The organism is Streptomyces sp. ALB3, assembly GCF_044385685.1.
GTDB lineage: Bacteria > Actinomycetota > Actinomycetes > Streptomycetales > Streptomycetaceae > Streptomyces.
Map to the genome: position 1 here is coordinate 182,398 of NZ_JBISCE010000001.1, position 22,751 is coordinate 205,148.

Genomic DNA, 22,751 nt, shown 5'->3' on the forward strand with positions numbered 1-22,751 from the left:
GCTACCGGTCGCCGAGCCGTTCCGCGTACGCCTCAGCCAACTGCCGCCGGGAGTCCTCCAGGTAGAAGGCGAGCATCCGCTCGGCGCCGGCCGCGTCCCCCTTGGCCAGCTTGTCCGCGATCTCGCGGTTGCGGGTGAGGTAGGGCTCGTGGAAGCGCCGGGGGTCGGTCATCACGTGGAAGGCGAGCCGCAGCTCGGCGAGGACGCTGCGCATCAGTTCGTCGGTGCGGGGGCTGTTCGCCAGGCCCGCCAGTGCCTGGTGGAAACGGATGTCGGCGGTGGAGCAGGCGGGCCAGTCCCCGTGGAGCGCCGCCCGCTCGCCGGTCGACACCGCCGCCTCGACCGCCGTCAGGTCGAACGGGGGCTCGCCCAGGGACCGCAGGGCCGCGCACTCGACGAGGACCCGCACCCGGTAGATGTCCACCAGGTCGTCCACGGCCAGGACGCGGACGAAGACGCCCCGGTTGAGGCGGTGCTCCAGGAGGCGTTCGTGCGACAGCAGGCGGAACGCCTCGCGCAGCGTGTTGCGGGACACGGCCAGCGCGCCGCTGATGCTCTCCTCGGACAGGCGGCTGCCCGGCGGGAAGTAGCCCTCCGTGATCCGTTCCCGCAGGACGGCGGCGACCCGCTCCGCCGTACCGGACCGCTCCAGCGAGGCGCTGTGTGCCGCCAGCTCGGAGAGGTCCGGCGCGCCGCCGGCCCTTCCGTCGTTCGTCGTCCCCGCCATGCCCCGTCCCCTGCCTGTCGTGCGGTCGCGCCCGCTCCGCCCGCTGCCGCCGGAGTCCGAGGTGCGCCTGGTGTCCCGTGAGCCGTGCGCGGAGCGCGGTGCCGGTGAACCGTACGAGTGTCTCAGGCATCGGGCGGACCCTTGTCGGATTGTTGAACAATCGTTAGCGTGTGTGCGTGGCGGATCTGACGAGAGTGACGCGCCCGGCGCGGCCGATGGACCTGAACGCGGACCTCGGTGAAGGGTTCGGACGCTGGACCCTCACCGACGACGACGCGTTGCTGACCTGTGTCACCAGCGCCAATGTGGCCTGCGGTTTCCACGCCGGCGACGCCTCGGTGATGCGGCGGGTCTGCGACACGGCGGCGGAGCGGGGCGTACGCATCGGGGCCCAGGTCTCCTACCGGGACCTGGCCGGGTTCGGGCGGCGGGCCATGGACGTGCCGGCGGTCGAGCTGGCCGCCGAGATCGCGTACCAGATCGGCGCCCTGCGGGTCTTCGCCGAGGCGGCCGGCTCCACGGTCTCGTACGTGAAACCGCACGGCGCCCTGTACAACCGGGTCGTCCACGACGAGGAGCAGGCCGCAGCGGTGGTCGAGGGCGTGCTGCTCGCCGGTGGCCGCCCGGCCGTGCTCGGGCTGCCCGGCTCGCGGCTGCTCGGCCGTGCGGAGGCGGCGGGGCTGACCGCGGTGCCGGAAGCCTTCGCCGACCGCGCGTACACCCCGCGGGGCACGCTCGTCCCACGGGGCGAGGCGGGCGCCGTGGTGCAGGACGCGGACGAGGTCGTACGCCGCAGCGTCGGCATGGCCGTCGAGGGCGCGGTGACCGGGGTGGACGGCGGCAGGGTGGCCGTCGCCGCCCGTTCGCTCTGTGTCCACGGGGACACCCCGGGGGCCGCGGCGCTCGCCCGGCGGGTCCGGGCCGCCCTGGAGGAAGCGGGCGTCAGCGTGCGGGCGTTCGCGTGAACGCCGTCCGGGTCCTGGAGGCCGGACCACGCGCCCTCCTCGTGGAGCTGGCCTCCGGCGAGGACGCGGAGGCCTTCCACGCGGAGCTCCTCCGCCGCCGGGACGCCGGGGACCTGCCCGCCGTGCGTGAGATCGTCCCCGGTGCGCGGACGGTCCTGCTGGACGGGGTGGAGGACCGCACGCTGGCCCGGCGCCTGCGGTCGTGGACCGTCCCGCCCCTGAGCCGGGACGCGGGGGAGGCCGTCGACATCCCCGTCGTCTACGACGGCCCCGACCTCGCCGATGTGGCCGGGGCCTGGGGCGTCCCCGTGGACGAGGTGCCCCGCATCCACGCCCGTACGGAGTTCCGGGTGGCCTTCTGCGGCTTCGCGCCCGGCTTCGGGTACCTCACGGGCCTGCCCGGCCGTCTGCGGGTGCCGCGCCGGGCGTCGCCCAGGACCCGGGTACCGGCCGGGGCCCTGGCCCTCGCGGGGCCGTACACCGGCGTCTATCCGCGCGAGTCGCCCGGCGGCTGGCAGCTGATCGGCCGGATGCCGGAGCCGGAGGCGCTCTGGGACCCGGGACGCGAACCCGCCGCGCTCCTCCGCCCCGGCGTCCGTGTGCGCTTCGTGCGGACGGGGGTTCCCGGATGAGCCAGGGGCTCGAAGTGGTCCGGGCGGGCGCCCTGACCACGGTGCAGGACGAGGGCCGGGCAGGCTGGGCCCACCTCGGTGTGCCGAGGGCCGGGGCGCTGGACGCTCCCGCCCGGCGGCTGGCGAACCGGCTCGTCGGGAACGCGCCGGACGCGGCGGTGCTGGAGACCACGGTCACGGGGTGCGCGGTCCGGATCACCGGCACCCGGCCGGTGATCGCGGTCGTCGGCGGGGCGGGGTGCCGGGTCACGGTGGACGGCCGCCCCGTCGCGTGGGGCGCGCCCGTCCGGGTGCCCGCCGGCGCGGTGCTGGAGGCCGGGCCCGCCGTGCACGGGCTGCGCGGCTACCTGGCGTTCGCGGGCGGCCTGGTGCCCGAACCGGTGCTCGGCAGCCGGTCCGCCGATCTGCTCTCGGGGCTCGGTCCGCCGGTCCTGCGTGACGGCGACGTCCTGCCGCTGGGCCGTCCGGGTGGCGTCCCGCACGCCGACCCCGTGCCCTGGCCGGGCGCCCCCGCCGAGCTGGTGCTCCCCCTGCACGCGGGCCCGCGCGAGGACTGGTTCACGGACGCGGCCCTGCGCACGCTCACCAGTGCCCCCTACCGGGTGTCGGAGCGCAGCAACCGCATCGGGCTGCGCACGGAGGGGCCGGTCCTGGGGCGCGCCCGGGGCGGCGAACTGCCCAGCGAGGGCATGGTGCTGGGAGCAGTCCAGGTGCCACCGGACGGGCTGCCCGTGGTGTTCCTCAACGACCATCCGACCACGGGGGGTTACCCGGTCGTGGGCGTGGTCGCACAGGCGGCGCTTTCGGGGGCGGCACAGGCGGTCCCGGGGACGCCGGTGCGCTTCGTCCGCGCGTGACGGGAACCCGGACGCGGGCATCGGCGGCAGGCGGCCCGCCGCCGGGGCCGGCGGCGCGGACCTGCCCGGCCGACGCGCCGACCGACGTTACCGAAGCGTAACTTACTGATCAGTTACCTTGGGTAACGCCTCGGTGCTAGCTTGCGCTCACCTTCATCGGAGCAGAGCGAGGAGTGAGCCGTGAGTCCGCGCAAGACCACCCGTTCGAGCTCGACCGTGAGTGCCCCCCACCGTGAGGAAACCCGTCGGCCGGGACGCCGCGCGGGACGCCTGCCGGCCGTCTCGCTTGCCGTCGCCGCCTGCCTGGGCGCGGCAGCAGTGCCGGCCTCCGCCACCGAGTCCACCGGGTCCGGGCCGGTGGTCTCGCGAGGTGTGACCATCCCCGCCTTCTACGACCCGCCGGCGCGGCTGCCCGCCGCCGACGGGGCCCTCGTCCGTACCGAGCCCCTGCCGCTCGGGCTGAGCCTCCCCGGTCTGGACGGCCGCCGGCTGCCCGGCACGGCGACGCGGCTGATGTACAAGTCCACCGACGCGGGCGGCGGGCCCGTCGCCGTCACCGGGGCGTACATCGAGCCGGCCGCCGCGTGGAAGGGCGCGGGCCCCCGCCCCCTGGTGGCGCTCGCCTCGGGGACGATGGGCCAGGGTGACCAGTGCGCCCCCTCGCTGTCGCTCCAGCACCCGCTGACCATCGGCGAGGGCACGGTCTCCATCGGCTACGACAACCTCGCGGTCTACCGCTTCCTCGCCGCCGGAGCGGCCGTCGTCGTCACCGACTACGTGGGCCTCGGCGCCACCGACCGGCTCCACACCTACGTCAACCGGGTCGACGAGGGGCACGCCCTGCTCGACGCGGCCCGCGCGGCGCGCTCCGTCGCCGGCACCTCGCTCACCCCCGAATCCCGGGTCGGCCTCTACGGCTACAGCCAGGGCGGCGGCGCCAGCGCATCGGCGGCCGAGTTGCAGCCCTCGTACGCTCCCGACGTCAATCTGGCGGGCACCTACGCCGGAGCCCCGCCCGCCGACCTCACCGAGGTGATGAAGGGCATAGACGGCAGCGCCCTGGCCGGCGCGCTGGGCTGGTCGATCAACGGCTTCGCCCAGTCCGACCCGTCCCTGAAGGCGGTGATCGACGCGAACACGAACGACGTCGGCAAGGCCGCCCTGAAAGACACCTCGACCATGTGCGTGGGCGACGCGATCCTGGGCCACGGCTTCACCAACAGCAAGAAGTGGACCGCGAACGGCAAGCCGATCGCCGACGTCATCGCGGCCGAGCCGAAGCTGCAGGCCGTCCTCGCGGACCAGCGCATCGGCACCCTGAAGCCGGCCTCGCCGGTGCGCCTGGCGACCGGTGTCCATGACGACATCGTGGGGCACGAGCAGGCGAGGCAGCTCGCGGTCGACTGGTGCCGCAAGGGCGTGAACGTGACGTACGAGCCGGTCCGTCTGCCCAATCTCGGGGACAAGATCCTCACCAACCACCTCGCGCCCTACCTCACCGATCAGGGCAGCGCCATCGCGTGGATGACCGACCGCCTCTCCGGCCGGAAGGCCGCGTCCAACTGCTGGTCGATGCCGGTCCAGCCCTGACCCTCCTCCTCCCGTGACCCCCGAGGCCGCGGCGCGTCCGTCCCACGGGCGCCGCCGCGGCCTCGCGCATCTTCACGCGCGCGTCCGCGCGGGGAGCTGCGCGCGGAGTGGCCTACCCGTAGTCTGGTTTATTGGACTAGACCTGTAGTCCGTAGCCGCTCCGAAGGATGGGAACACCATGAGCAACCGTGCACTCCTGGAGGTGATCGCTCTCGACGCGGAGGACGCGGTCGCGGCGCAGGCGGGCGGTGCGGACCGCCTCGAACTGGTCACCGACATGGCGGCCGACGGCCTGACGCCGCCGCTCGCCGTCTTCGAGGAGATCCGGGACGCCGTCGGAATCCCGCTGCGGGTCATGCTCAGGGTCGCGGACGGCTTCGCGGCCGGTGACACGGGCGTCCTCGTGGAGAAGGCCCGCACGATGCGTGCCGCCGGGGCCGAGGAATTCGTCCTGGGCTTCCTCGACCAGGACGGCCAGGTCGACCTGGTGGCCGTCGAGCGGCTCGTCGCCGCGCTGGACGGCTGCTCGTGGACCTTCCACCGCGCCATCGACCGCGCGGCCGGCCGCGACGTCCTGCGCAAGCACCTCGCCGACCTCCCCGGCCTGGACACCTACCTCACGGCGGGCTCCCCGAGCGGCGTCGACGCGGGCCTGGAGACCCTGCTCGCCGAGGCGGAACACTCCGACCTGCCCGGCTACGAGCCGCAGATCATGGTGGGCGGCGGCCTGCGCCTTGACCACCTGCCGCGCCTGCGCGCCGCGGGCATCGAGGCCTTCCACATCGGAGGGGCGGCCCGGCCCGGAGGCTGGGCCGGACCGGTCGACGAGGCGGCAGTACGTGAGTGGCGCGATGCCCTGGACGGATGAGGCGGGGACCGTGCGTCGTGGCCCCGGCCCGGTCGTCACCGGGCCGGGGCCACGCACTGTCCCGTGCCGTCAGTCCCGTCCGGCCTGTCGGCGGCGACGGCTGTGGGCCACCGCCCCGGCGGCGAAGATCAGAGCGGCGCCGGTCAGTGACACCGCCGTCGCGGCGGGCAGGTAACCGGCCGAGGATCCGGCGTCGGCGGACACGAGGCCTGCCTCACCGGCCTCGGCAGCGTGCCCGGCGTGCTCCGCATGGACCTGGGCGGGCTTGATGCCGGCCTTCTTCTCGGCCGCCGCCAGCTCGGCCGCCGACATCCCGCCGCCCTTCATGCCGGTGACCTGGCCGTTGCCGCCGTCGAAGACGATGTCGGAGCAGGAGTAGAAGTTCTCCTGGCTGTCCGAGCGGATCCACTGGATGAAGAGCATGTGCTTGCCGGTCTTGCCCTGGGGGAGCTGGAGGTTCCAGTAGTAGTTGCCTCCGTCCGAGCCCGCGCCACCCGCCTGCGGCGGGTTGGTCACCGTCTGGGTGAGCGTCAGGTCGTTCCATGCCAGGGGCTTGGTGGGCGACCAGCCGTCCTTGGTGATGTAGACGTTGAACTTGCCCGGGTGGGCGGCCCAGTTGCTGTACTTCACCTGCTTGGTGGTGCCCGCGGTGAGGTGCGTCGTCGGCCAGTCGCTGCGGGCCGCGTTGTACGCGGAGAAGTTGTACGGGCCGTTGTGGCCGCCGCTGCAGAGCTCGCCGTCCGGGATGTAACCCGTGGTCTTCCCACCGCCGTTGGAGTCCAGGACACCGAACCAGTTGTACAGCGGAGTGGTGCCGGTGGCCGCGACCGCGGCGGCGCAGGCCGGGTTGGACGGCATCTGGTTCCCGCTCGCGATCATGTCCTTGTAGCACAGGTAGCTGCGCGAGCCCGGATCCATGGCGACGCCGTGGGCGGACGCGGGGGAGGGTAACCCGGCCAGGGTGAGGGCCAGGAGCCCGGCCCCCATGAAGCCCAGGGTGCGGTGCGCGTGCGTCCTGGCGCCTTTCCGGATGGTGTTTCGCATGGTCATGAGGTTGGTCTCCTTCGGGGAATCTCTGTCGGGGCAGATGACCCTGGCGGCCCTCGTGTACGGGAAGTGCCGAGCGGCCGGAGCGGGGCGCACCGGGAGGGGCGGCCGGAGGGCATGCCGGAGCGACGGGCGGGACCCGTGGACCGGGCTCGCCTCGGCCTGCCCTCGTGCGGTGCGGGTGGGGGGACGGGTGGGGGCGGGGCACCTATGGGAGCGCTCCCAAAAACGTAGCGCGCACCGGGTGGTCTGTAAACGGCTTGCGCAGCCACCGGCCCGACTTCCCTCCCGTGGGCGGGACTTCCCGCTCGCGCGCGGGACTCGGGGGGCCGGGCGGCGCGCACACCGCCCGGCCGCCCCCGCCCGGGTCCCCGACTAGGCGAGCTGTTCCGGCAGCGGCGCCGCGTGGAGGACCACGAGACCCGACACCGCTCGGGTCAGGGACACGTACAGGCGGCGCAGGCCCGTGCGCTCGTCGGGCTCGCCGTCCACCACGGCGGCCGGGTCGTCCAGGACGACGTAGTCGTACTCCAGCCCCTTGGCCAGCGAGGCCGGCACCAGGGTCAGCCGGGACGCGGCGGTCGTCTCCTCGCCCGGGGAGAGGCAGGCGTGGCCCGCCGCCGCGAGCGCCGCCGACAGGGCCGGGACACGGGCGTCGGCGGCGATCAGGCCGACGGAGCCCTCCTGGCGCAGCGACTCCTCGCACGCCGCCACCACGGCCGCGTCCAGCTCCGCCGCCGCCACTTCGCGTACGGCGAGGGAGCCGGGGGCCTCACGTACCGACTCCACAGGGGCCAGCCCCGGCGCGATCGCGGGGAGCAGCCGTGAGGCGTACGCGATCACCTCGCGCGGCACACGGAAGCCCGCCGTCAGCTCCTCCACCACCGCGTCCGTCTTGCCCAGGTGGAACAGCGCCTGCTCCCAGCTCCGCGTCGACCACGGCGTTGTCCCCTGCGCCAGGTCGCCGAGCACCGTCGCCGAGCCGGTCGAGCAGCGGCGGCCCACCGCGCGGTACTGCATCGGGGACAGGTCCTGCGCCTCGTCGACGACGACGTGGCCCAGGGAGTGCGTCCGCGTCACCAGGTCGGACGCCTCGTCGATCAGGACCGCGTCCGCCGCCGTCCACCTCGCCGACTTCACACTCCGGGCGGGCCGGGTCATCAGGATCTGCTTCTGCTCGTCGGCGGTGAGGAGCCCCTCCGCGTGCGCGGCGAGGAACTCCGCGTCCGTCAGGAGCCGCAGGACCAGCTTCGCCGGGTCCACCGCCGGCCAGACCGCCTTGACGGCCGCCTTCACCGCCGGATTCCGCGCCACCGCGTTCTGCACCCGGTCGTCGGGAGCCTCGCCCGCCTCCTCCATCCGTACGAGGACGGCGTGCGCGATGCGCTGCGGCAACGCCTCGTGGGCGGCGCCGTACCGCATGTCGCGGGCCAGCAGCTCGCCGGCCATCTCCTCGACCTCGTAGGCCGGGACCCGCCAGCGGCGCGAGCCGCGCACCACCACGACCGGCTCCACCGGCGGCGTCACGTGCGAGCGGATCGCCCGCCGCAGGACCTCCGCCATCCTCGCGTCGCCCTTGACCACCGCGGCGGCGGCGTCGTCCGTGCCCCGCACCTCGCAGCGTGCCGCCACCAGGTCCTCGACGGTGGCCTGCCCCACCTCCAGCTCGCCCAGCGCGGGGAGGACCTGCTCGATGTAGTGGAGGAACGACCGGTTCGGGCCGATGACGAGGGTGCCGGTGCGGGCGAGGCGCTCGCGGTGCGCGTACAGGAGGTAGGCGACACGGTGCAGGCCGACGGCGGTCTTCCCGGTACCGGGGCCGCCCTGCACGCAGACCGTCCCGCCGAGACCGCTGCGGACGATCTCGTCCTGTTCCGGCTGGATGGTCGCCACGATGTCGCGCATCGGGCCCACACGGGGCCGCTCGATCTCCGCCTGGAGGAGCTTGCTGGTCCGCTCCGTCTCCGTCGGGTCGGTGAGGTGCTCGTCCTCGTACGCGGTGAGCTCGCCGCCGGTGTAGCCGAAGCGGCGGCGGTGGTCGACGCCCAGCGGGTTGTTCCTGGAAGCCTGGTAGAAGGGCTGGGAGACCGGCGCCCGCCAGTCGATGACCATGGGGTCGCCGTGGGCGTCGTGGACGTGGCGGCGCCCGATGTAGAAGCGCTCTCCCTCCCCTCGCCCGCCACCGCCCCCGGCCGGGGCACCGGGCGCCACCCCCCTCGACGCGTCGTCCGCCTTCCCGGCACCGACCGCGTGCACGTAGTCGAGCCGCCCGAAGAACAGCGGCGTGTGAGCGAGGTCGGCGAGTGCCTTGACGCGGTCGTCGATCTGCGACTGCAGGACCGCGGCGTTGACCCAGTTCGCTGTGACGTCGCGGATGTCGAGTGCCTGCACGTCCTCGCGCATGGCGCGCAGCGCGGCACGGGACGCGGCGAGGTGCTCCCGCTCCCTGACCAGTGGATTGCTTGACTCTTCGTGCGCGGGCACGGTGTTGCCTCCGGCTTTTCGACGCAGGACGGCGGACAGGGCTGACCGCCCGGTCCGCTCGGGGACGTTCACGCAGAGAGCGCGCACGAGGGGGCGCGTGCGGCTGTTGTCGGCCGGTTTCCGTCCGGTCGGCGGCGCTCCCCCGGCTGCCGGCCGCTCGGAGGGCTGGCCGGTACCACGGTGCGGGAGGCGGGCAGACCGGCGATTGTATCGACCGCGGCCGACGGGGGCGAACGAATTCACGGACGGGCGGAGCGTCCCTCCCGTAGGGGACGGCATGCGACCTCCGGCCTACCCGCACCCGTCCGGGCTTCGGTCCGCGGGCTGATGCCGGGGCGCGGCCCGTCGGAGCACCATGGAATGCATGAGCACCCTTTATCTGGACCCCCGCAGGACCGGGCCCGCGCACGGCGCGACCGCGGCCACCGGTCACCCACGCAGCCACCGCATAGGAGACGCGGTGCGCGCCGTCTCGGTCTTCGCGCGCACCGCCTTCGGTGTGGCCGTCCTCGGCGAGTACGCGGAGGAGGCGGGCCTCGTCCGCCGCCGCCGCTGAGCCCCGCCGGGACCGGCCCTCGTCCCCGTCAGCTCTCCGTGAGCAACTCGTCCGCGTCGACGATCCGGTAGGCGTACCCCTGCTCGGCCAGGAACCGCTGGCGGTGCGCCGCGAAGTCCTGGTCGATCGTGTCGCGCGCGACCACCGAGTAGAACCGGGCCTCATGCCCGTCCGCCTTCGGCCGGAGCACCCGCCCGAGCCGCTGCGCCTCCTCCTGCCGGGAGCCGAACGTCCCCGACACCTGGATGGCGACCGTCGCCTCCGGCAGGTCGATCGAGAAGTTCGCGACCTTCGACACGACCAGCACGCTGATCTCGCCCTGGCGGAACGCCTCGAACAGCTTCTCGCGCTGGGCGTTGCTCGTCTCCCCCTTGATCACCGGGGCGTCCAGGTGCTCACCGAGCTCGTCCAGCTGGTCGATGTACTGCCCGATGACGAGGGTCTGCTCGCCCTGGTGCTTGCGTACGAGCGCCTCGGTGACCTTCCGCTTCGTCGCGGTGGTCGCGCAGAACCGGTACTTCTCCTCGGCCTCGGCCGTCGCGTAGGCGAGGCGCTCCGAGTCCGTGAGGTTCACACGGACCTCGACGCAGTCGGCGGGCGCGATGTAGCCCTGCGCCTCGATCTCCTTCCACGGCGCGTCGAAGCGCTTGGGCCCGATGAGCGAGAAGACGTCGGACTCGCGACCGTCCTCACGCACCAGCGTCGCGGTGAGCCCCAGACGCCGGCGCGCCTGGAGGTCGGCGGTGAACTTGAAGACGGGCGCGGGCAGCAGGTGCACCTCGTCGTAGATCACGAGCCCCCAGTCACGGGAGTCGAACAGCTCCAGGTGCGGGTAGATCCCCTTACGGCGGGTGGTCAGCACCTGGTACGTGGCGATGGTGACCGGCCGGATCTCCTTGCGCGTGCCGCTGTACTCGCCGATCTCCTCCTCGGTCAGCGAGGTCCGCTTCACCAGCTCGTGCTTCCACTGCCGGGCGGAGACCGTGTTGGTGACGAGGATCAGCGTGGTCGCCTTGGCCTCCGCCATCGCACCGGCTCCGACGAGTGTCTTGCCCGCGCCGCAGGGGAGCACGACGACACCCGAGCCGCCGTGCCAGAAGCCCTCGACGGCCTGCTTCTGGTAGGGCCGCAGCGCCCAGCCGTCCTGGTCCAGCTCGATCGGGTGCGCCTCGCCGTCGACGTACCCGGCGAGGTCCTCGGCCGGCCAGCCCAGCTTCAGCAGCGTCTGCTTGATCTGCCCGCGCTCGGAGGGGTGCACGGCCACGGTGTCCGGGTCGAGGCGAGCCCCGACCAGCGGCTGGACCTTCTTCGAGCGGAGGATCTCCTCCAGCACCGGCCGGTCGTTCGACGTCAGCACCAGCCCGTGGACCGGGTGCTTGGACAGCGTCAGGCGGCCGTACCGGGCCATCGTCTCGGCGATGTCGACGAGCAGGGCGTGCGGCACGGGGTAGCGCGAGAACTCCACGAGCGCGTCGACGACCTGCTCGGCGTCGTGACCCGCGGCGCGGGCGTTCCACAGGCCGAGGGGGGTCACCCGGTAGGTGTGGATGTGCTCGGGGGCACGTTCCAGCTCGGCGAAGGGCGCGATGACACGGCGGCAGGCCTCGGCCTGGTCGTGGTCGACCTCGAGGAGCAGCGTCTTGTCGCTCTGGACGATGAGGGGTCCGGTCACGCGCGTCGGCCCTTTCCGGCGTGGGGTGGCCGCCCGGATGCGAACGGCCAAACGTCCAGTGTGCCGCATCGGGGCCGTGACCGGGCGGCTACGTCGAGGGCATGGGCCAGGACACCCGACGGGAGCCCACGGCGAGGTGCCGTGCGAGGTGGCGCACCGGGCGAAGCTCCCCGGCCGCCCGGTGCTCGCGCCGACCGGGACGCCCGGCGAAGGCCCCACCGGGTGCGGGAGCCGACGCGTACAGCGGCATCCTGCCCGCACCCGTGGGACCGGCGGAGGAGACCGGCCGGGGCGGACGGGGTGAGGGCGGGCCGTAGCGTGGAGGGATGGACGCGACGGAAGCGGCCGGCCCGGGGCCGGGAGCAGGGGATCCGGACTTCCCGGCGCACCACGCGCCGAGGTGTGCCGGGCTGGCGGACCTGGACGCGCTGGTCGCCGGGTGCCGGGCGTGTCCCCGGCTGGTGGCCTGGCGGGAGGAGGTCGCCGAGGTCAAACGGGCGGCCTTCCAGGACTGGGAGTACTGGGGGCGGCCCGTACCCGGCTTCGGACCGCCGGACGCTGCGGTGGCGGTGGTCGGGCTCGCGCCCGCCGCGCACGGGGGCAACAGGACCGGCCGGATGTTCACGGGCGACGCGACCGGCGACTTCCTCTTCGCCGCACTGCACGAGGTGGGTCTGGCGTCGCAGCCCACCTCGGCACGCCCCGGGGACGGCCTCGCCCTGCGGGGGGTACGGCTCACCTCGCCCGTGCACTGCGCGCCCCCGGCGAACAGGCCCACCCCGGGGGAACGCGACGCCTGCCGCCCCTGGCTGGCCGCCGAACTGGACCTCCTCAGCCCGGGGCTGCGCGCGGTGGTGGCCCTCGGCGGGTTCGGCTGGCAGGCCCTGCTGCCGGTGCTGGCCGAGGCGGGCTGGCGGGTGCCGCGCCCGCGCCCCGCCTTCGGCCACGGCGCGCACGTCGTGCTGCCGGCCACGGGGGACAGGCGGGAGCTGCACCTGCTGGGCAGCTACCACCCGAGCCAGCGCAACACGTTCACCGGCCGGCTGACCATGCCCATGCTGGTCGACGTACTCCGCGAGGCCGCGGCCGTCGGCGGGCTCCCGGTCCCCTGACCGCCTCCCGGGGTCAGGCCGGCTGCTCGTCGGCGAGCTCCGCCACGCCCGTGATCCGGTGCAGCGGGTACGTCCGGACCTCGTCGGCGGTGTGGTCGTACGCCGTCACGAAGCCGCCCTCCACCTTGACCGGGGCGATCACGCGCTGGCTGGCCGCGCCGTCCGCGTTGACGTAGCCGATCCACACCGCCGATCCGGTCATCGCGGCCGCCTGCACGGTGGCCAGGGTCTCGGCGGGGGCCGTGCGGGGGAGGGAACCCGCCGTGGCGGTGTCCGGAGCGTCCTTGTGCACGGCTCTGGCGGCCGTGTCACCCGCCCGGACGGCCCGGACCGCGGCGGCCAGCAGGGTGGCGTCCGGGACCGGCGGGCCCTCGGGCACGGGGACGGGCGGAGTCCGGGGCGGAGTGCGGCGGGCACCCGCACGGGTGATCAGGACGTCGCCCTCGGCGGACTCGGCGGCCGGGGCGTACCCCATCTCGCGCAGCCCTTCGAGGAGCGACCCCGGGTTCGCCTGCGCCGCCAGGACGGTCGGCGCGAGCCGGCGCAGCCGCAGGGCCGCCGAGCGCTTGTCGGCCAGGATCTCGTTGAGCACCGCCTCGTCGTCGCAGCGTACGTACGCCGACGCGGCGCCGATCCGCAGATGGCCGTGGCGGCGCGCCACGTCGTCGATGAGGTAGCTCAGGGGCTGCGGCACCGGTGTACGGCTGTGGGTGGCCAGGAAGGCGTGCAGGTCGGCCGCGGCCCGGCCGGCGTCGAGCGCGCGGCGTACCGAACCGGGCGTGAAGCGGTAGACCGTCGCGCCGCCCTTGGACTCGATGTCGGCGAGCACCGACAGCATGTCGGCGAGGGGGCGTTCCAGCGGACCGGGGGCGACCGCCGTCAGGTCGGCCTGGAGCAGCACGTGGTCCAGGGGTTCGGGGATCAGCGGCGCGAGCCGGGCGGCTGCCGCGTCCGGGCCCTCGTCGAGCAGCGCGCGGGCCTGGGAGGAGAGGGCCCCGCGACCGGTGATCCCGAGCAGCTCGGCCTCGTTGACCGTCCACAGGGCGAGCCGGGAGCGGAGGTCGGACGCCTCGCCCGGGGCTGCCGGCCCGCCCGGCCCGGGCGAGCGCAGCGGCCGTTCCCAGCGGAGCCGGTCGAGCAGGGTCCGGGGGTCGGGTGCGGTGCCCGGCGGGAGCGAGGCGAACAGGGCCAGGACCCGGCGGCGCACCTCGGGCGCGGCCGAGCGGTCCAGGTCGGGGCCGAGCGCCGACAGGGCCCTGCCCTTGGCGTCCTGACCCCCGACGAGGCCCGCGGTGCGGGTGGCGGCGAGCCAGGCGGTGGCCAGATGGGTCCAGCGGTCCTGCGCGGGGAGGTCCAGCCACTCGTCGGAGGCGGGCGTCGGGGCGTACCGCTCGTCGGTCTCGCCGTCGGACGCCAGCAGGCCCGACGCGTAGGCGAGTTCGATCCAGAAGGCGGCGACGGGCTCGGTGACGTCGAGCGAACCGGCGGCACGCTTCAGTTCGCGCACGCTCAGGCCGCCCGCGCGCAGGATGGCCGGGCCGCCGTTGTTCCAGAGCTTAAGCAGCTCCTCGACGGTGGACAGCGCGGTGAACGCCTGCCCCGCCGCCGCCCTGTCCACAGCCTGGGGATCCCGCTCGGCCGCCGCGACGAGCGCCGGCGGCACCGGCTCGGGCACCCGGTGGGCGCGGCCGGCCCGCAGATGCAGCGCCGCCTCGCGGGGAAGGACGACGGTGCGGGTCGACACGGGCAGCAACAGCCCGCGGTCGCGCAGCCATTGCACGGGCGGCGCGGGGTTCGGGGTGACCTCCCCGTAGGGCGGTCCCCAGACCAGCCGGTCGAGCACGGACAGCGCCTCGACCGGGGCGGTGTCCAGCAGTTCCGCCATCCTGGTCCGGTCCGTGAAGAGCCCGGCCAGCGCGGTGACGGCCGACACCGGGTCGTGGGTGGCCGGCAGTCCGGCCGCGGTCAGGATCTCCTGGAGCCGGCCGGGCGACATCCCGGCCGTGGCCTCCGCGACGGTCGGGCCGAGGCCCGTGGGGGAGGGGTGCTGGGGGGACGGTGCCAGCAGCTCCCGCGCGGTGCGCACGAGGTGCAGCCCGGTGTCCTCGCCCCAGACGAGAGCCTGTTCACGCAGGGTCGCGAGGGCGCCGGGCAGTGCCGCTGTGATCGCCGCGCCCGCGTCGTCGCGCCCGTCGCCGTCGCCCTGGCCGTCACCGGTGAGGAGTGCGAGCAGCGTGTCGTAGGGAGCCGGGTCCGGCGCCACGGCCAGCGCCTCGGCGGTCTGCAGGGCGAAGCGGTCGAGGTGCTCGAGGGCGCGGACGACGGAGGCGCGCGTGCCGGCCCGCGTCGCCAGCTGGGTGATGTCGTTCGGCACGGGGCTGAGCAGGTCGGGGCGGGCGCGCAGCAGCCCTGCCAGCGATTCGTCGCCCCGGGCGCGCAGGGCTTCGGCGAGCGTGCGCGGTGGTGTGGTCGTCCCCATCCGTCCCACGGTAGCCCCTGGAACGCTACCGTCGGGGCAGGGCGGGTGGAGGGAGGACCATCGCGTGGGGATCGAGAGCGACCGGCTCGTCTACGACTACCTCAGCCGGGTCGGTGACCTGGCGCAGCAGCAACAGCTGTCCTCAGGGGCGCGGATGAGACTCGTGGCGACGCTGCGGGGCGAGATCGACCGTCAGCGCACGAGCGGCGGACCGGACTCGCCCGCGGTGGTCCGGCGCATCCTCGGCAGGCTCGGCGCCCCGGGTGAACTCGTGGCCGCGGCAGCCGAGTCGGGCGACGGGACCGTGCCGTTGCCGTCGCCCCGGACGGCCGCGGCCCCACGCGCCCCGGGTCGGCGAGTGGTGCCACGGGCGCGGCGGAACCCGCTCCGGAAAGACGCGTCGGGCAAGGGCGCGTCGCCCGAGGCGGAGGAGCCCGGGTACGAGGAGTCCGGGACACCGGTGCCGGAGGCAGCGGGGCAGGGGGATCCGGTCCCGGACTGGCCGTCGGCGTCCGCTCCGCACATGGCGGGTCTCGACCAGGCCCCGTCCGGGAGCGAACCCGAGTGGTGGCGGATCGAGCCGGGGCCCTTCGGCGAAGGCGGGTCGGGTGGTCCGGGCACACCGGGCGCGATGGGGCCGGGGACGTCCGTGCCCGGATTCGTCGGCGGGCTGACGAGCCCGGAGCTCTTCGGCATGCCGAGCGCGCCGAGGGCCCCGGCGCCCGGAGCGCCGGGGGGCGCCCCCGGTCCGCACGCGCCGGCGGGCCCGGAGGCCGGACCGGCGGCGGACGCGAAGGAGGCGGCGCCTGCTCCGGTGCCCCGGCCCAGGAGGGGGCTGCGGCTGCGCCGCCCCGCCCGGCCCGTCGCGGACGACGGGGCGGCCGTGCGGCCCCGCCTGTCGAACCCGTTGCTGCTGCTCGCCGCCGCGCTGCTCGTGGCGGGTGCCGTGACCGGGCACTGGCTGGCCCTCGCGGGCGGCTGGCTGCTGGCGTACAGCTCGCGCAGGTTCTCGCGCGCGGAGGCGAAGTGGGTCGCGATGGGGCTGCCCGGCGCGGTCGTCGCCGGGGCCTTCCTGTGGCTGTGGGGGCGCGTGGAGGGTCGCTGGGGCGAACCTCTGGCGAGCGGCGCGATGGGGGACGCGATGACGGACCTCTGGCCCGTGGTGGTGCGGGTGGCGGCGGTGACGTCGGCGCTCCATCTGGTGTGGCGGGCCCGGCGGCTGACGGGATGAGAGGCGGTGGGCACACGTCCGACGCGCGAGTGTACGTTCGTACACCTTCTGGGTGTACGATCGTACGCATGCCGACGGACTACTTTGCCGACGATCCGCGTACCAACCTCGAGCGCATGCTGGCGGGTGACCTCTACATCGCGGACGATCCGGAGATCGCGCGGCGCCAGCAGCACGCGATGCGCCTCACGGCCCGCTACCAGGCCGCCTACACCGAGGGCGCCGCCGCTGCCGGGACCGTCCTGGCCGAGCTGCTGCACTCGCTGGGCGAGGGCGTCGACCTGCGCCCGCCGCTCTACGTCGACTACGGCAGCAACATCTCCATCGGCGCCCGCACGTTCGTCAACTACCACCTGACCGCACTGGACGTCGCGCGCATCACCATCGGTGAGGACTGCCAGATCGGCCCCAACGTCCAGCTCCTCACCCCCACCCACCCGGTGGAGCCGGGGCCGCGCCGGGACAAGCTGGAGGCCGCGCTCCCCATCACCATCGGTGACAACGTCTGGCTCGGTGGCGGAGTCATCGTGTGCCCCGGGGTGACCATCGGTGACGACTCCGTGATCGGCGCCGGAGCCGTCGTCACGAAGGACATCCCCGCCGGCGTCGTCGCCGTGGGCAGCCCCGCCCGCGTCGTCCGCAGCGTCTGACCCGCCCGACCGATGGCCACCGGACGCACGGATCCCCAGCGGCGCGAGCGCATCCTCGCCGCGACGCTCGACCACATCGCCGAGGAAGGGGTCGTCGGCGTCTCCCACCGCAAGATCGCCGGCCGCGCCGACGTGCCCCTGGGGTCGATGACGTACCACTTCAGCGGCATCGACGACCTGCTGCGCGAGGCCTTCACCCGCTTCGCGGACCACATCGTGGCCGTCTTCGAGCTGTACCTGGGACGGGCCGGCACCCCCGAGCAGGCCCGTGAGGCCGTCACCGACCTCATCCACGTGCTCTCGGAGGGGCCCCGCCGGGATCTCGTACTCACCCAGGAGCTCTACACGCTGGCCGCCCGCCGCGACGAGTACCGCGAGCTCACCCACGCGTGGATGAACCGCAGCCGCCGCCTCCTGGAGCAGCACTTCGACCCGGACACCGCCCGTCAGCTGGACGCCCTGATCGAAGGGCTGTCGCTGCACCGCTCCCTCGACACGGAACCGCAGAGCCGCGAGCTGACACGGCTGGCCGTCCTGCGGATGACGTCCGGCTCCTAGGACTCCGCCGGCCGGAGGCCGACCGGCGGGGCCCGGGCGCCGGTGTCGTACACCCCCGGACCGCCTGTGGGGCGCGGACCTGACACCGCGCCCCACAGGCTTCAGCACCTCGCCGGCAGCCGGGGAGAGTGAACGGCGGCAAAGGCGACAGAAGGTGTCCGGTTTCCGGGGAAGCATGCTGTCTCCGCCGTCCGCACGGGCGTCGGCACGGCGTGGGACCACGGAGGACGGGCATGTCAGGGGAACTGGACGGCAAGGTCGCTCTCGTCGCGGGGGCGACGCGGGGAGCCGGCAGAGGGATCGCGGTCGAGCTCGGCGCGGCCGGGGCCACCGTGTACGTCACGGGACGCAGTACCCGGGCGCGGCGATCGGAGTACGACCGTCCCGAGACCATCGAGGACACCGCGGACCTGGTGACCGCGGCGGGAGGCCACGGCATCGCGGTGCCCACCGACCACCTGGTTCCCGCGCAGGTCGGCGCACTCGTGGAGCGCATCGCGGCCGAACAGGGGCGGCTGGACGTCCTGGTCAACGACATCTGGGGCGGTGAGCACCTCTTCGACTGGGAGGCCCCCGTGTGGGAGCACGACCTGGAGAAGGGACTGCGGCTGCTGCGGCTCGCCGTGGAGACCCACGCCATCACCAGCCATCACGCTCTCCCCCTCCTGCTGCGCGGCGAGGGCGGGCTGGTGGTCGAGGTGACCGACGGCACCGCGGAGTACAACCGGGACACCTACCGGGTCTCGTTCTTCTACGACCTCGCCAAGTCGTCGGTCCTGCGCATGGCCTTCGCGCTGGGCCATGAGCTGGGGCCCAGAGGCGCCACGGCGGTGGCGCTGACGCCCGGGTGGATGCGCTCGGAGATCATGCTCGAACACTTCGGCGTGACCGAGGAGACCTGGCGTGACGCGATCGAGCGCGTGCCGCACTTCTGCATCTCCGAGACGCCCTCCTACACCGGGCGGGCTGTCGTCGCGCTGGCCGCCGACCCGGGGGTGAGCCGGTGGAACGGCAGGTCGCTGTCCAGCGGGGGGCTCGCCCGGGAGTACGGGTTCACCGACACCGACGGCAGCCGGCCGGACGCCTGGCGGTACATCGTCGAGGTCCAGGACGCCGGCGGGCCCGCCGACGCGACCGGCTACCGCTGATCCGGCCGGCCGGCCTGCCGGTCCGGGCCGGCAGGCGCCGACCCGGTCCCGGCCCGCCCCGGCCCGCCGCTACTTCGTGAGGTCCGCCCTGAGCTCGTCCAGGATCTTCCCCGCGGCCGTGTAGCCGATGCCCTGGATCCACAGCTCGTCCTCGACCGGGAACACCTTGCCCGCCTTCACGGCGGCCATGTTCTTCCACAGACCGCTGCCCACGGTCCGGGTCTCCCCGGACTTCTGCGCGTCCCCGTACGTCGAGTGGAACACGACGTCCGCGTCCGCCTGGTCGATCTTCTCCGGGCTGACGTCGTACGAGAAGCCGTCCTTGGCCTTGTCCACGATCGCGGGCCTGCCGAGGCCGACGTCGGCGAGGATCGTCGCGATGTAGTTCCGCCGGCCGTAGACACGGATGTCCGCGCCCTCCACGAACCGCACCATGTTGACCTCGGTGGCCGCCGCCTTCTCCTTGCCGCCGAGCGCCTCGGTGACCTCGGCGACGTGCGCGTCGTAGGCGGCGATGACCTTCTCAGCCGCCGGGACCCTGCCGAGCGCGTCGGCATGGACCCGGAAGTTCTCCTTCCAGGGGTAGCCCGTGTTCTCCGTCATCACGGTCGGCGCGATCTCCGTGAGCTCGTCGTACGCGTCGCCGTGGCGGATCTTGCTGGTGAGGATCAGGTCGGGCCTGAGTGCCGCCACCGCCTCCAGATTGGGCGTCATCATCTCGCCGACGTCCTTGATGCCCGCCACCTCGTCCTGCGGCAGGTAGCTCAGGTAGCCCGACTCCGTGCCGGTGTGCGTGGCACCGACGGGCTTCACCCCGAGGGTGAGTGCGGAGTCCAGCTCGGCGGTGTCCAGCACGACGACCCGCTTCGGTGCCACCGGGACCTCGACGTCGCCCATGGCCGTGCTCACCACGTGGGTCCTGCCTCCGGAGGGCGCGGAGCCGTCGCTGCCGGAGCCGGACGAGCCGCAGGAGGCGAGGGTCAGCGCGGCGGTCACGGCCAGTGAGCCGGCGACGAGCGGCCGGGAGGAGGAGCGCATGTCAGAGAGCCTTTCCGGAGGAGGACGGGGCGGGGGACCAGGGCGCGCCGGGCACGACGAGCGGCGAGCCCGTGACCGGGTCCGGGACGATGACGGCTTCCAGGCCGAAGACCTCGCGTACGAGTCCGGCCGTGACGACGTCCTCCGGCCGGCCCTCGGCCACGATGCGGCCCGCCTTCATGGCGACGAGGTGGTCGGCGTACCGGGCCGCCTGGTTGAGGTCGTGCAGGACGGTGACCACGGTCCGTCCCCGGGTGCCGTCCGCCGCCGGAGCGGCGAGCCGGCGCACCAGGTCCAGGACCTCGACCTGGTGCGCGATGTCGAGGTACGTCGTCGGCTCGTCGAGCAGCAGCAGATCCGTGTCCTGGGCCAGCGCCATCGCGATCCACACCCGCTGGCGCTGGCCCCCGGACAGCTCGTCCACCGGCCGGTCGCCGAGCGCGGTGACGTCCGTGCGCTCCATGGCCTCCGTCACCGCCCGCTCGTCCGCGTCCGACCACTGCTGCCACCAGCGCTGGTGCGGCTGGCGGCCCCGGGCGACCAGATCGGAGACGGTGATCGCCTCGGGCGCCACGGGGGTCTGCGGAAGGAGCCCGACCGACCGGGCGATCGTGCGCGTGGGTATGCGGGACAGTTCCGTGCCGTCCAGGAGCACCGAACCGCCGGCGGGCTTCAGCAGCCGGCCGAGCGCGCGCAGGGTCGTCGACTTGCCGCAGGCGTTGGGACCGACGATGACCGTCACGCGCCCGTCGGGCACGGCCAGGTCCAGCTCGTGCACGACCGTGCGGTCCTCGTAGGCGAGGGTCAGGGCGCGCGCCGCGAGCCTGGACGTGCCCGTGTCCGGGGAATGGACCGTCGTCATGCGTTGCCTCCCGAGCGGCCACCGTGGCCACGGATGATCAGCCAGATCAGATACGGGGCGCCGACCGCCGCCGTCAGGACGCCCACCGGCAGCTCGGTGGGGGAGAAGAGCCTGCGGGCCAGCAGATCCGCGAGGACGACGATCACGGCGCCGGACAGCGCCGAGCACAGCAGCGGGATCTGCGCGGTACGCGTCATCCGGCGGGCGACCTGCGGGGCGAGCAGCGCCACGAAGTCGACCGGCCCGGCCGTCCCCGTCGCGACGGATGCCAGGATCACCCCGAGGGCGACGAGCCCCAGCCGCACCCGCCCGAGGCGCACGCCCAGCGCCGTAGCGGTGTCGTCGTCCATCGTGACGGTGCGCTGCGCCCGCGCCGCCCACAGCACGGCGGGCAGCAGCACCAGGAGCGCCCAGCCGATCGGTGCGGCCTCGTCCCAGCCCCGGCCGTTGAGTGAGCCCGTCATCCAGATCTGCGCCTGCTGGGCGACCAGGTAGTCGCCCTTCGTGAGGAACAGGGTCGTCACCGAGCGCAGGGCGATGGCGAACCCGATCCCGATGAGGACGAAGCGCGTCGCGTGGAGCCCGCCGCGCCACGCGACGACGTAGACCAGCGCCGCCGCCGCGGTGCCGCCGACGACGGAGAGGTAGGGCAGGACGGTGTACGAGGTGAGGCCGAAGGTCATCGCGCCGACCGTGAGCGCGCTCGCGCCCTGGCTGATCCCGATGATGTCGGGGCTGGCCAGCGGGTTGCGCGCGACGGTCTGGATCAGCGCCCCGGCGATGCCGAACGCCGCGCCGACCAGCAGCCCGACCACCATGCGGGGCAGCCGCAGCGTGCCCACGACCAGCTCGTCGGGGGACGGCTGCCCGAGGACGACCTTCACGGCCTCCGCGGGCGCCACGAAGCTCTCGCCGACGCAGAGGTAGGCGACGCAGACCGCCGCCAGCAGGACGGCGAGGGCCACCGCGACGAGTCCCGCACGCCGGTGCAGCAGGAACCGGGCCCACCCGCCGACCCGTACGACCCGGTAGCCGGCGGGCCGGACCGGGCTCCGCGCGGGCACCGCCGTGTCCGCGCTCATGCGGGGACCGCCTTCCTGCGTACGAGGGTGACCAGGAACGGCACTCCGATCAGCGCCGTCATCACACCCGCCGGGACCTCGCCGGGCGGGAACAGGACCCGGCCGACGACGTCGGGGACGAGGAGCATCACGGGTCCGAGGAGGGCCGCCATCGGAAGCACCCACCGGTGGTCGCTGCCCACGATCGCGCGGGCGATGTGCGGGACCGCGAGGCCGACGAAGGCGATGGGCCCGGCCGCCGCGACGCCGGCGCCGGTCAGCACGGTGGCCCCGATGCCTCCGACGACGCGGACGGCCGCCACGTTCTGCCCCAGGCCCTTGGCGACGTCCTCGCCCAGCGCCAGCGCGTCGAGCCCGCGGGCGACGGCGATCACGAGGACGGCACCGATCAGCAGGAACGGCCAGATCTGCTGGGCGACCTGGGTCTCACGGCCGGCGATCGAGCCCACCTGCCAGAAGCGGAACTCGTCGAGCGCCGACGCCTTCGTGGTGAGCACGGCCATGGTCACCGAGACCAGCAGGGCGTTGACGGCTGCCCCGCCCAGCGCGAGCTTCACCGGCGTCGCGCCGCCACGGCCCCGGGAGGCGATGGCGTACACGGCGACGGACGCGACGGCGGCACCCGCGAAGGCGAACCAGACATAACCGGTGAGGGTGTGGATCCCGGCGTACGCGATGGCGAGGACGACGGCCACCGAGGCGCCCTGGCTGATGCCGAGGATGCCCGGGTCCGCGATGGGATTGCGGGTGATGCCCTGGAGCACCGTGCCCGCGAGGGCGAGCGCCGCGCCGACCATCAGCCCGATCACGGTGCGCGGCACCCGCATCTGCCGGATCACTTCGGCGGCGTCCGAGTGCCCGCCGTGCAGCAGGGCGTCCAGGACCGCCGACGGCGCGATGGTCCTGGCGCCCACGGCGAGGCTGAGCAGGACGGAGAGCAGCAGGGCGACGACGGCGGCGGCGGTCGCGAGCGCGCGTCTGGACAGGCGTGGAGCGGCGGCTGCCATCGGAACCAATCGGGGTGAGCGAGAGCCGGGGAACTGCGCGGATCAGGGCATTGCGAGGTAAGGCTCGGCTAAGTCTATGTGTGGCCCATGAGCCCGGGCAGGGGGCCCATGGGCCCCGTCACCGGGCCCTCGCCCTGCGCAGGGCGACCTCCTCGGCGGTGACGGGGGCCTGGATCCTGTGGACGT

At 74.2% G+C, this 22,751-nt stretch carries 20 protein-coding genes; 11 read left to right on the plus strand and 9 right to left on the minus strand.

Annotation, left to right across the window (positions count from 1 at the left end; all coding sequences use genetic code 11):
* Position 1: 1 nt before the first annotated feature.
* Positions 2-727 carry a GntR family transcriptional regulator gene (locus tag ACHFIV_RS00965; protein ID WP_398962036.1) on the minus strand — a complete coding sequence of 242 codons (726 nt, stop codon included), beginning with the start codon at positions 725-727 and terminating at the stop codon, positions 2-4.
* Positions 728-942: 215 nt separating this feature from the next.
* Between ACHFIV_RS00965 and ACHFIV_RS00970 the strand changes: the two genes are divergently transcribed.
* The 5 genes from ACHFIV_RS00970 (at position 943) to ACHFIV_RS00990 (ending at position 5,639) form a co-directional block, all read left to right on the plus strand.
* Entirely contained in the window at positions 943-1,692 is a 750-nt protein-coding gene (locus ACHFIV_RS00970) for a LamB/YcsF family protein (protein WP_398962380.1), read from the plus strand.
* Positions 1,689-2,324 carry an allophanate hydrolase subunit 1 gene (locus tag ACHFIV_RS00975; RefSeq protein WP_398962038.1) on the plus strand — a complete coding sequence of 212 codons (636 nt, stop codon included), beginning with the start codon at positions 1,689-1,691 and terminating at the stop codon, positions 2,322-2,324. The genes ACHFIV_RS00970 and ACHFIV_RS00975 overlap by 4 nt, the downstream gene beginning before the upstream one ends.
* Positions 2,321-3,181 carry a biotin-dependent carboxyltransferase family protein gene (locus tag ACHFIV_RS00980; protein WP_398962040.1) on the plus strand — a complete coding sequence of 287 codons (861 nt, stop codon included), beginning with the start codon at positions 2,321-2,323 and terminating at the stop codon, positions 3,179-3,181. The genes ACHFIV_RS00975 and ACHFIV_RS00980 overlap by 4 nt, the downstream gene beginning before the upstream one ends.
* A gap of 180 nt (positions 3,182-3,361) precedes the next feature.
* Positions 3,362-4,771: a lipase family protein gene (locus ACHFIV_RS00985; protein ID WP_398962043.1), complete on the plus strand. Its 1,410-nt coding sequence runs from the start codon at positions 3,362-3,364 to the stop codon at positions 4,769-4,771.
* Between the two features lie 178 nt (positions 4,772-4,949).
* Positions 4,950-5,639: a copper homeostasis protein CutC gene (locus ACHFIV_RS00990; protein WP_398962046.1), complete on the plus strand. Its 690-nt coding sequence runs from the start codon at positions 4,950-4,952 to the stop codon at positions 5,637-5,639.
* A 69-nt stretch (positions 5,640-5,708) separates the two neighbouring features.
* On the opposite strand, the gene ACHFIV_RS00995 is transcribed toward ACHFIV_RS00990, so the two are convergent.
* Both ACHFIV_RS00995 and ACHFIV_RS01000 read right to left on the minus strand, forming a co-directional pair.
* Positions 5,709-6,689: a lytic polysaccharide monooxygenase auxiliary activity family 9 protein gene (locus ACHFIV_RS00995; RefSeq protein ID WP_398962048.1), complete on the minus strand. Its 981-nt coding sequence runs from the start codon at positions 6,687-6,689 to the stop codon at positions 5,709-5,711.
* Between the two features lie 372 nt (positions 6,690-7,061).
* Positions 7,062-9,170 carry a HelD family protein gene (locus ACHFIV_RS01000; protein WP_398962051.1) on the minus strand — a complete coding sequence of 703 codons (2,109 nt, stop codon included), beginning with the start codon at positions 9,168-9,170 and terminating at the stop codon, positions 7,062-7,064.
* Positions 9,171-9,534: 364 nt separating this feature from the next.
* Here ACHFIV_RS01000 and ACHFIV_RS01005 point away from each other — a divergent pair, with 364 nt between their 5' ends.
* Complete coding sequence (locus tag ACHFIV_RS01005) at positions 9,535-9,726, plus strand: hypothetical protein (protein ID WP_398962054.1); 192 nt, start codon at positions 9,535-9,537, stop codon at positions 9,724-9,726.
* Between the two features lie 28 nt (positions 9,727-9,754).
* Here ACHFIV_RS01005 and ACHFIV_RS01010 read toward each other — a convergent pair whose 3' ends face one another.
* Positions 9,755-11,398, minus strand: a complete 1,644-nt coding sequence (locus ACHFIV_RS01010; protein WP_398962057.1) for a DNA repair helicase XPB — start codon at positions 11,396-11,398, stop codon at positions 9,755-9,757.
* 326 nt (positions 11,399-11,724) lie between these two features.
* Here ACHFIV_RS01010 and ACHFIV_RS01015 point away from each other — a divergent pair, with 326 nt between their 5' ends.
* The gene (locus ACHFIV_RS01015; RefSeq protein WP_398962060.1) at positions 11,725-12,510 is read left to right on the plus strand and encodes a uracil-DNA glycosylase; all 786 of its coding nucleotides are present in this window, start codon (positions 11,725-11,727) and stop codon (positions 12,508-12,510) included.
* Between the two features lie 13 nt (positions 12,511-12,523).
* On the opposite strand, the gene ACHFIV_RS01020 is transcribed toward ACHFIV_RS01015, so the two are convergent.
* On the minus strand, positions 12,524-14,989 hold the full coding sequence (locus tag ACHFIV_RS01020; RefSeq protein ID WP_398962063.1) for a helicase C-terminal domain-containing protein: 2,466 nt from the start codon (positions 14,987-14,989) through the stop codon (positions 12,524-12,526).
* Positions 14,990-15,053: 64 nt separating this feature from the next.
* Here ACHFIV_RS01020 and ACHFIV_RS01025 point away from each other — a divergent pair, with 64 nt between their 5' ends.
* From ACHFIV_RS01025 to ACHFIV_RS01040, 4 genes are all read left to right on the plus strand, one after another.
* Complete coding sequence (locus ACHFIV_RS01025; protein WP_398962065.1) at positions 15,054-16,220, plus strand: hypothetical protein; 1,167 nt, start codon at positions 15,054-15,056, stop codon at positions 16,218-16,220.
* Positions 16,221-16,288: 68 nt separating this feature from the next.
* Entirely contained in the window at positions 16,289-16,870 is a 582-nt protein-coding gene (locus tag ACHFIV_RS01030) for a sugar O-acetyltransferase (protein ID WP_398962068.1), read from the plus strand.
* 12 nt (positions 16,871-16,882) lie between these two features.
* Positions 16,883-17,428 carry a TetR/AcrR family transcriptional regulator gene (locus ACHFIV_RS01035; protein WP_398962071.1) on the plus strand — a complete coding sequence of 182 codons (546 nt, stop codon included), beginning with the start codon at positions 16,883-16,885 and terminating at the stop codon, positions 17,426-17,428.
* Between the two features lie 233 nt (positions 17,429-17,661).
* On the plus strand, positions 17,662-18,576 hold the full coding sequence (locus ACHFIV_RS01040; protein WP_398962074.1) for an SDR family oxidoreductase: 915 nt from the start codon (positions 17,662-17,664) through the stop codon (positions 18,574-18,576).
* A 69-nt stretch (positions 18,577-18,645) separates the two neighbouring features.
* Here the strand turns inward: ACHFIV_RS01040 and ACHFIV_RS01045 are convergent, their stop codons facing one another.
* The 4 genes from ACHFIV_RS01045 to ACHFIV_RS01060 are packed head-to-tail and all read right to left on the minus strand — an operon-like array spanning position 18,646 to position 22,565.
* A complete protein-coding gene (locus ACHFIV_RS01045; protein WP_398962077.1) occupies positions 18,646-19,614 on the minus strand; it encodes an ABC transporter substrate-binding protein in 969 nt (322 codons plus the stop codon).
* A 1-nt stretch (position 19,615) separates the two neighbouring features.
* Positions 19,616-20,476 carry an ABC transporter ATP-binding protein gene (locus ACHFIV_RS01050; RefSeq protein ID WP_398962080.1) on the minus strand — a complete coding sequence of 287 codons (861 nt, stop codon included), beginning with the start codon at positions 20,474-20,476 and terminating at the stop codon, positions 19,616-19,618.
* A complete protein-coding gene (locus ACHFIV_RS01055) occupies positions 20,473-21,558 on the minus strand; it encodes a FecCD family ABC transporter permease (protein WP_398962083.1) in 1,086 nt (361 codons plus the stop codon). The genes ACHFIV_RS01050 and ACHFIV_RS01055 overlap by 4 nt, the downstream gene beginning before the upstream one ends.
* Positions 21,555-22,565, minus strand: a complete 1,011-nt coding sequence (locus tag ACHFIV_RS01060) for a FecCD family ABC transporter permease (protein WP_398962086.1) — start codon at positions 22,563-22,565, stop codon at positions 21,555-21,557. The genes ACHFIV_RS01055 and ACHFIV_RS01060 overlap by 4 nt, the downstream gene beginning before the upstream one ends.
* Positions 22,566-22,751 lie beyond the last annotated feature (186 nt).

Bases quoted from the DNA above. Each gene is read 5' to 3' on its own strand.
- ACHFIV_RS00965 (WP_398962036.1), bottom strand. From the start codon at position 727: ATGGCGGGGACGACGAACGACGGAAGGGCCGGCGGCGCGCCGGACCTC.
- ACHFIV_RS00970 (WP_398962380.1), top strand. From the start codon at position 943: ATGGACCTGAACGCGGACCTCGGTGAAGGGTTCGGACGCTGGACCCTC.
- ACHFIV_RS00980 (WP_398962040.1), top strand. From the start codon at position 2,321: ATGAGCCAGGGGCTCGAAGTGGTCCGGGCGGGCGCCCTGACCACGGTG.
- ACHFIV_RS00990 (WP_398962046.1), top strand. From the start codon at position 4,950: ATGAGCAACCGTGCACTCCTGGAGGTGATCGCTCTCGACGCGGAGGAC.
- ACHFIV_RS00995 (WP_398962048.1), bottom strand. From the start codon at position 6,689: ATGACCATGCGAAACACCATCCGGAAAGGCGCCAGGACGCACGCGCAC.
- ACHFIV_RS01005 (WP_398962054.1), top strand. From the start codon at position 9,535: ATGAGCACCCTTTATCTGGACCCCCGCAGGACCGGGCCCGCGCACGGC.
- ACHFIV_RS01015 (WP_398962060.1), top strand. From the start codon at position 11,725: ATGGACGCGACGGAAGCGGCCGGCCCGGGGCCGGGAGCAGGGGATCCG.
- ACHFIV_RS01020 (WP_398962063.1), bottom strand. From the start codon at position 14,989: ATGGGGACGACCACACCACCGCGCACGCTCGCCGAAGCCCTGCGCGCC.
- ACHFIV_RS01030 (WP_398962068.1), top strand. From the start codon at position 16,289: ATGCCGACGGACTACTTTGCCGACGATCCGCGTACCAACCTCGAGCGC.
- ACHFIV_RS01035 (WP_398962071.1), top strand. From the start codon at position 16,883: ATGGCCACCGGACGCACGGATCCCCAGCGGCGCGAGCGCATCCTCGCC.
- ACHFIV_RS01040 (WP_398962074.1), top strand. From the start codon at position 17,662: ATGTCAGGGGAACTGGACGGCAAGGTCGCTCTCGTCGCGGGGGCGACG.
- ACHFIV_RS01045 (WP_398962077.1), bottom strand. From the start codon at position 19,614: ATGCGCTCCTCCTCCCGGCCGCTCGTCGCCGGCTCACTGGCCGTGACC.
- ACHFIV_RS01050 (WP_398962080.1), bottom strand. From the start codon at position 20,476: ATGACGACGGTCCATTCCCCGGACACGGGCACGTCCAGGCTCGCGGCG.
- ACHFIV_RS01055 (WP_398962083.1), bottom strand. From the start codon at position 21,558: ATGAGCGCGGACACGGCGGTGCCCGCGCGGAGCCCGGTCCGGCCCGCC.
- ACHFIV_RS01060 (WP_398962086.1), bottom strand. From the start codon at position 22,565: ATGGCAGCCGCCGCTCCACGCCTGTCCAGACGCGCGCTCGCGACCGCC.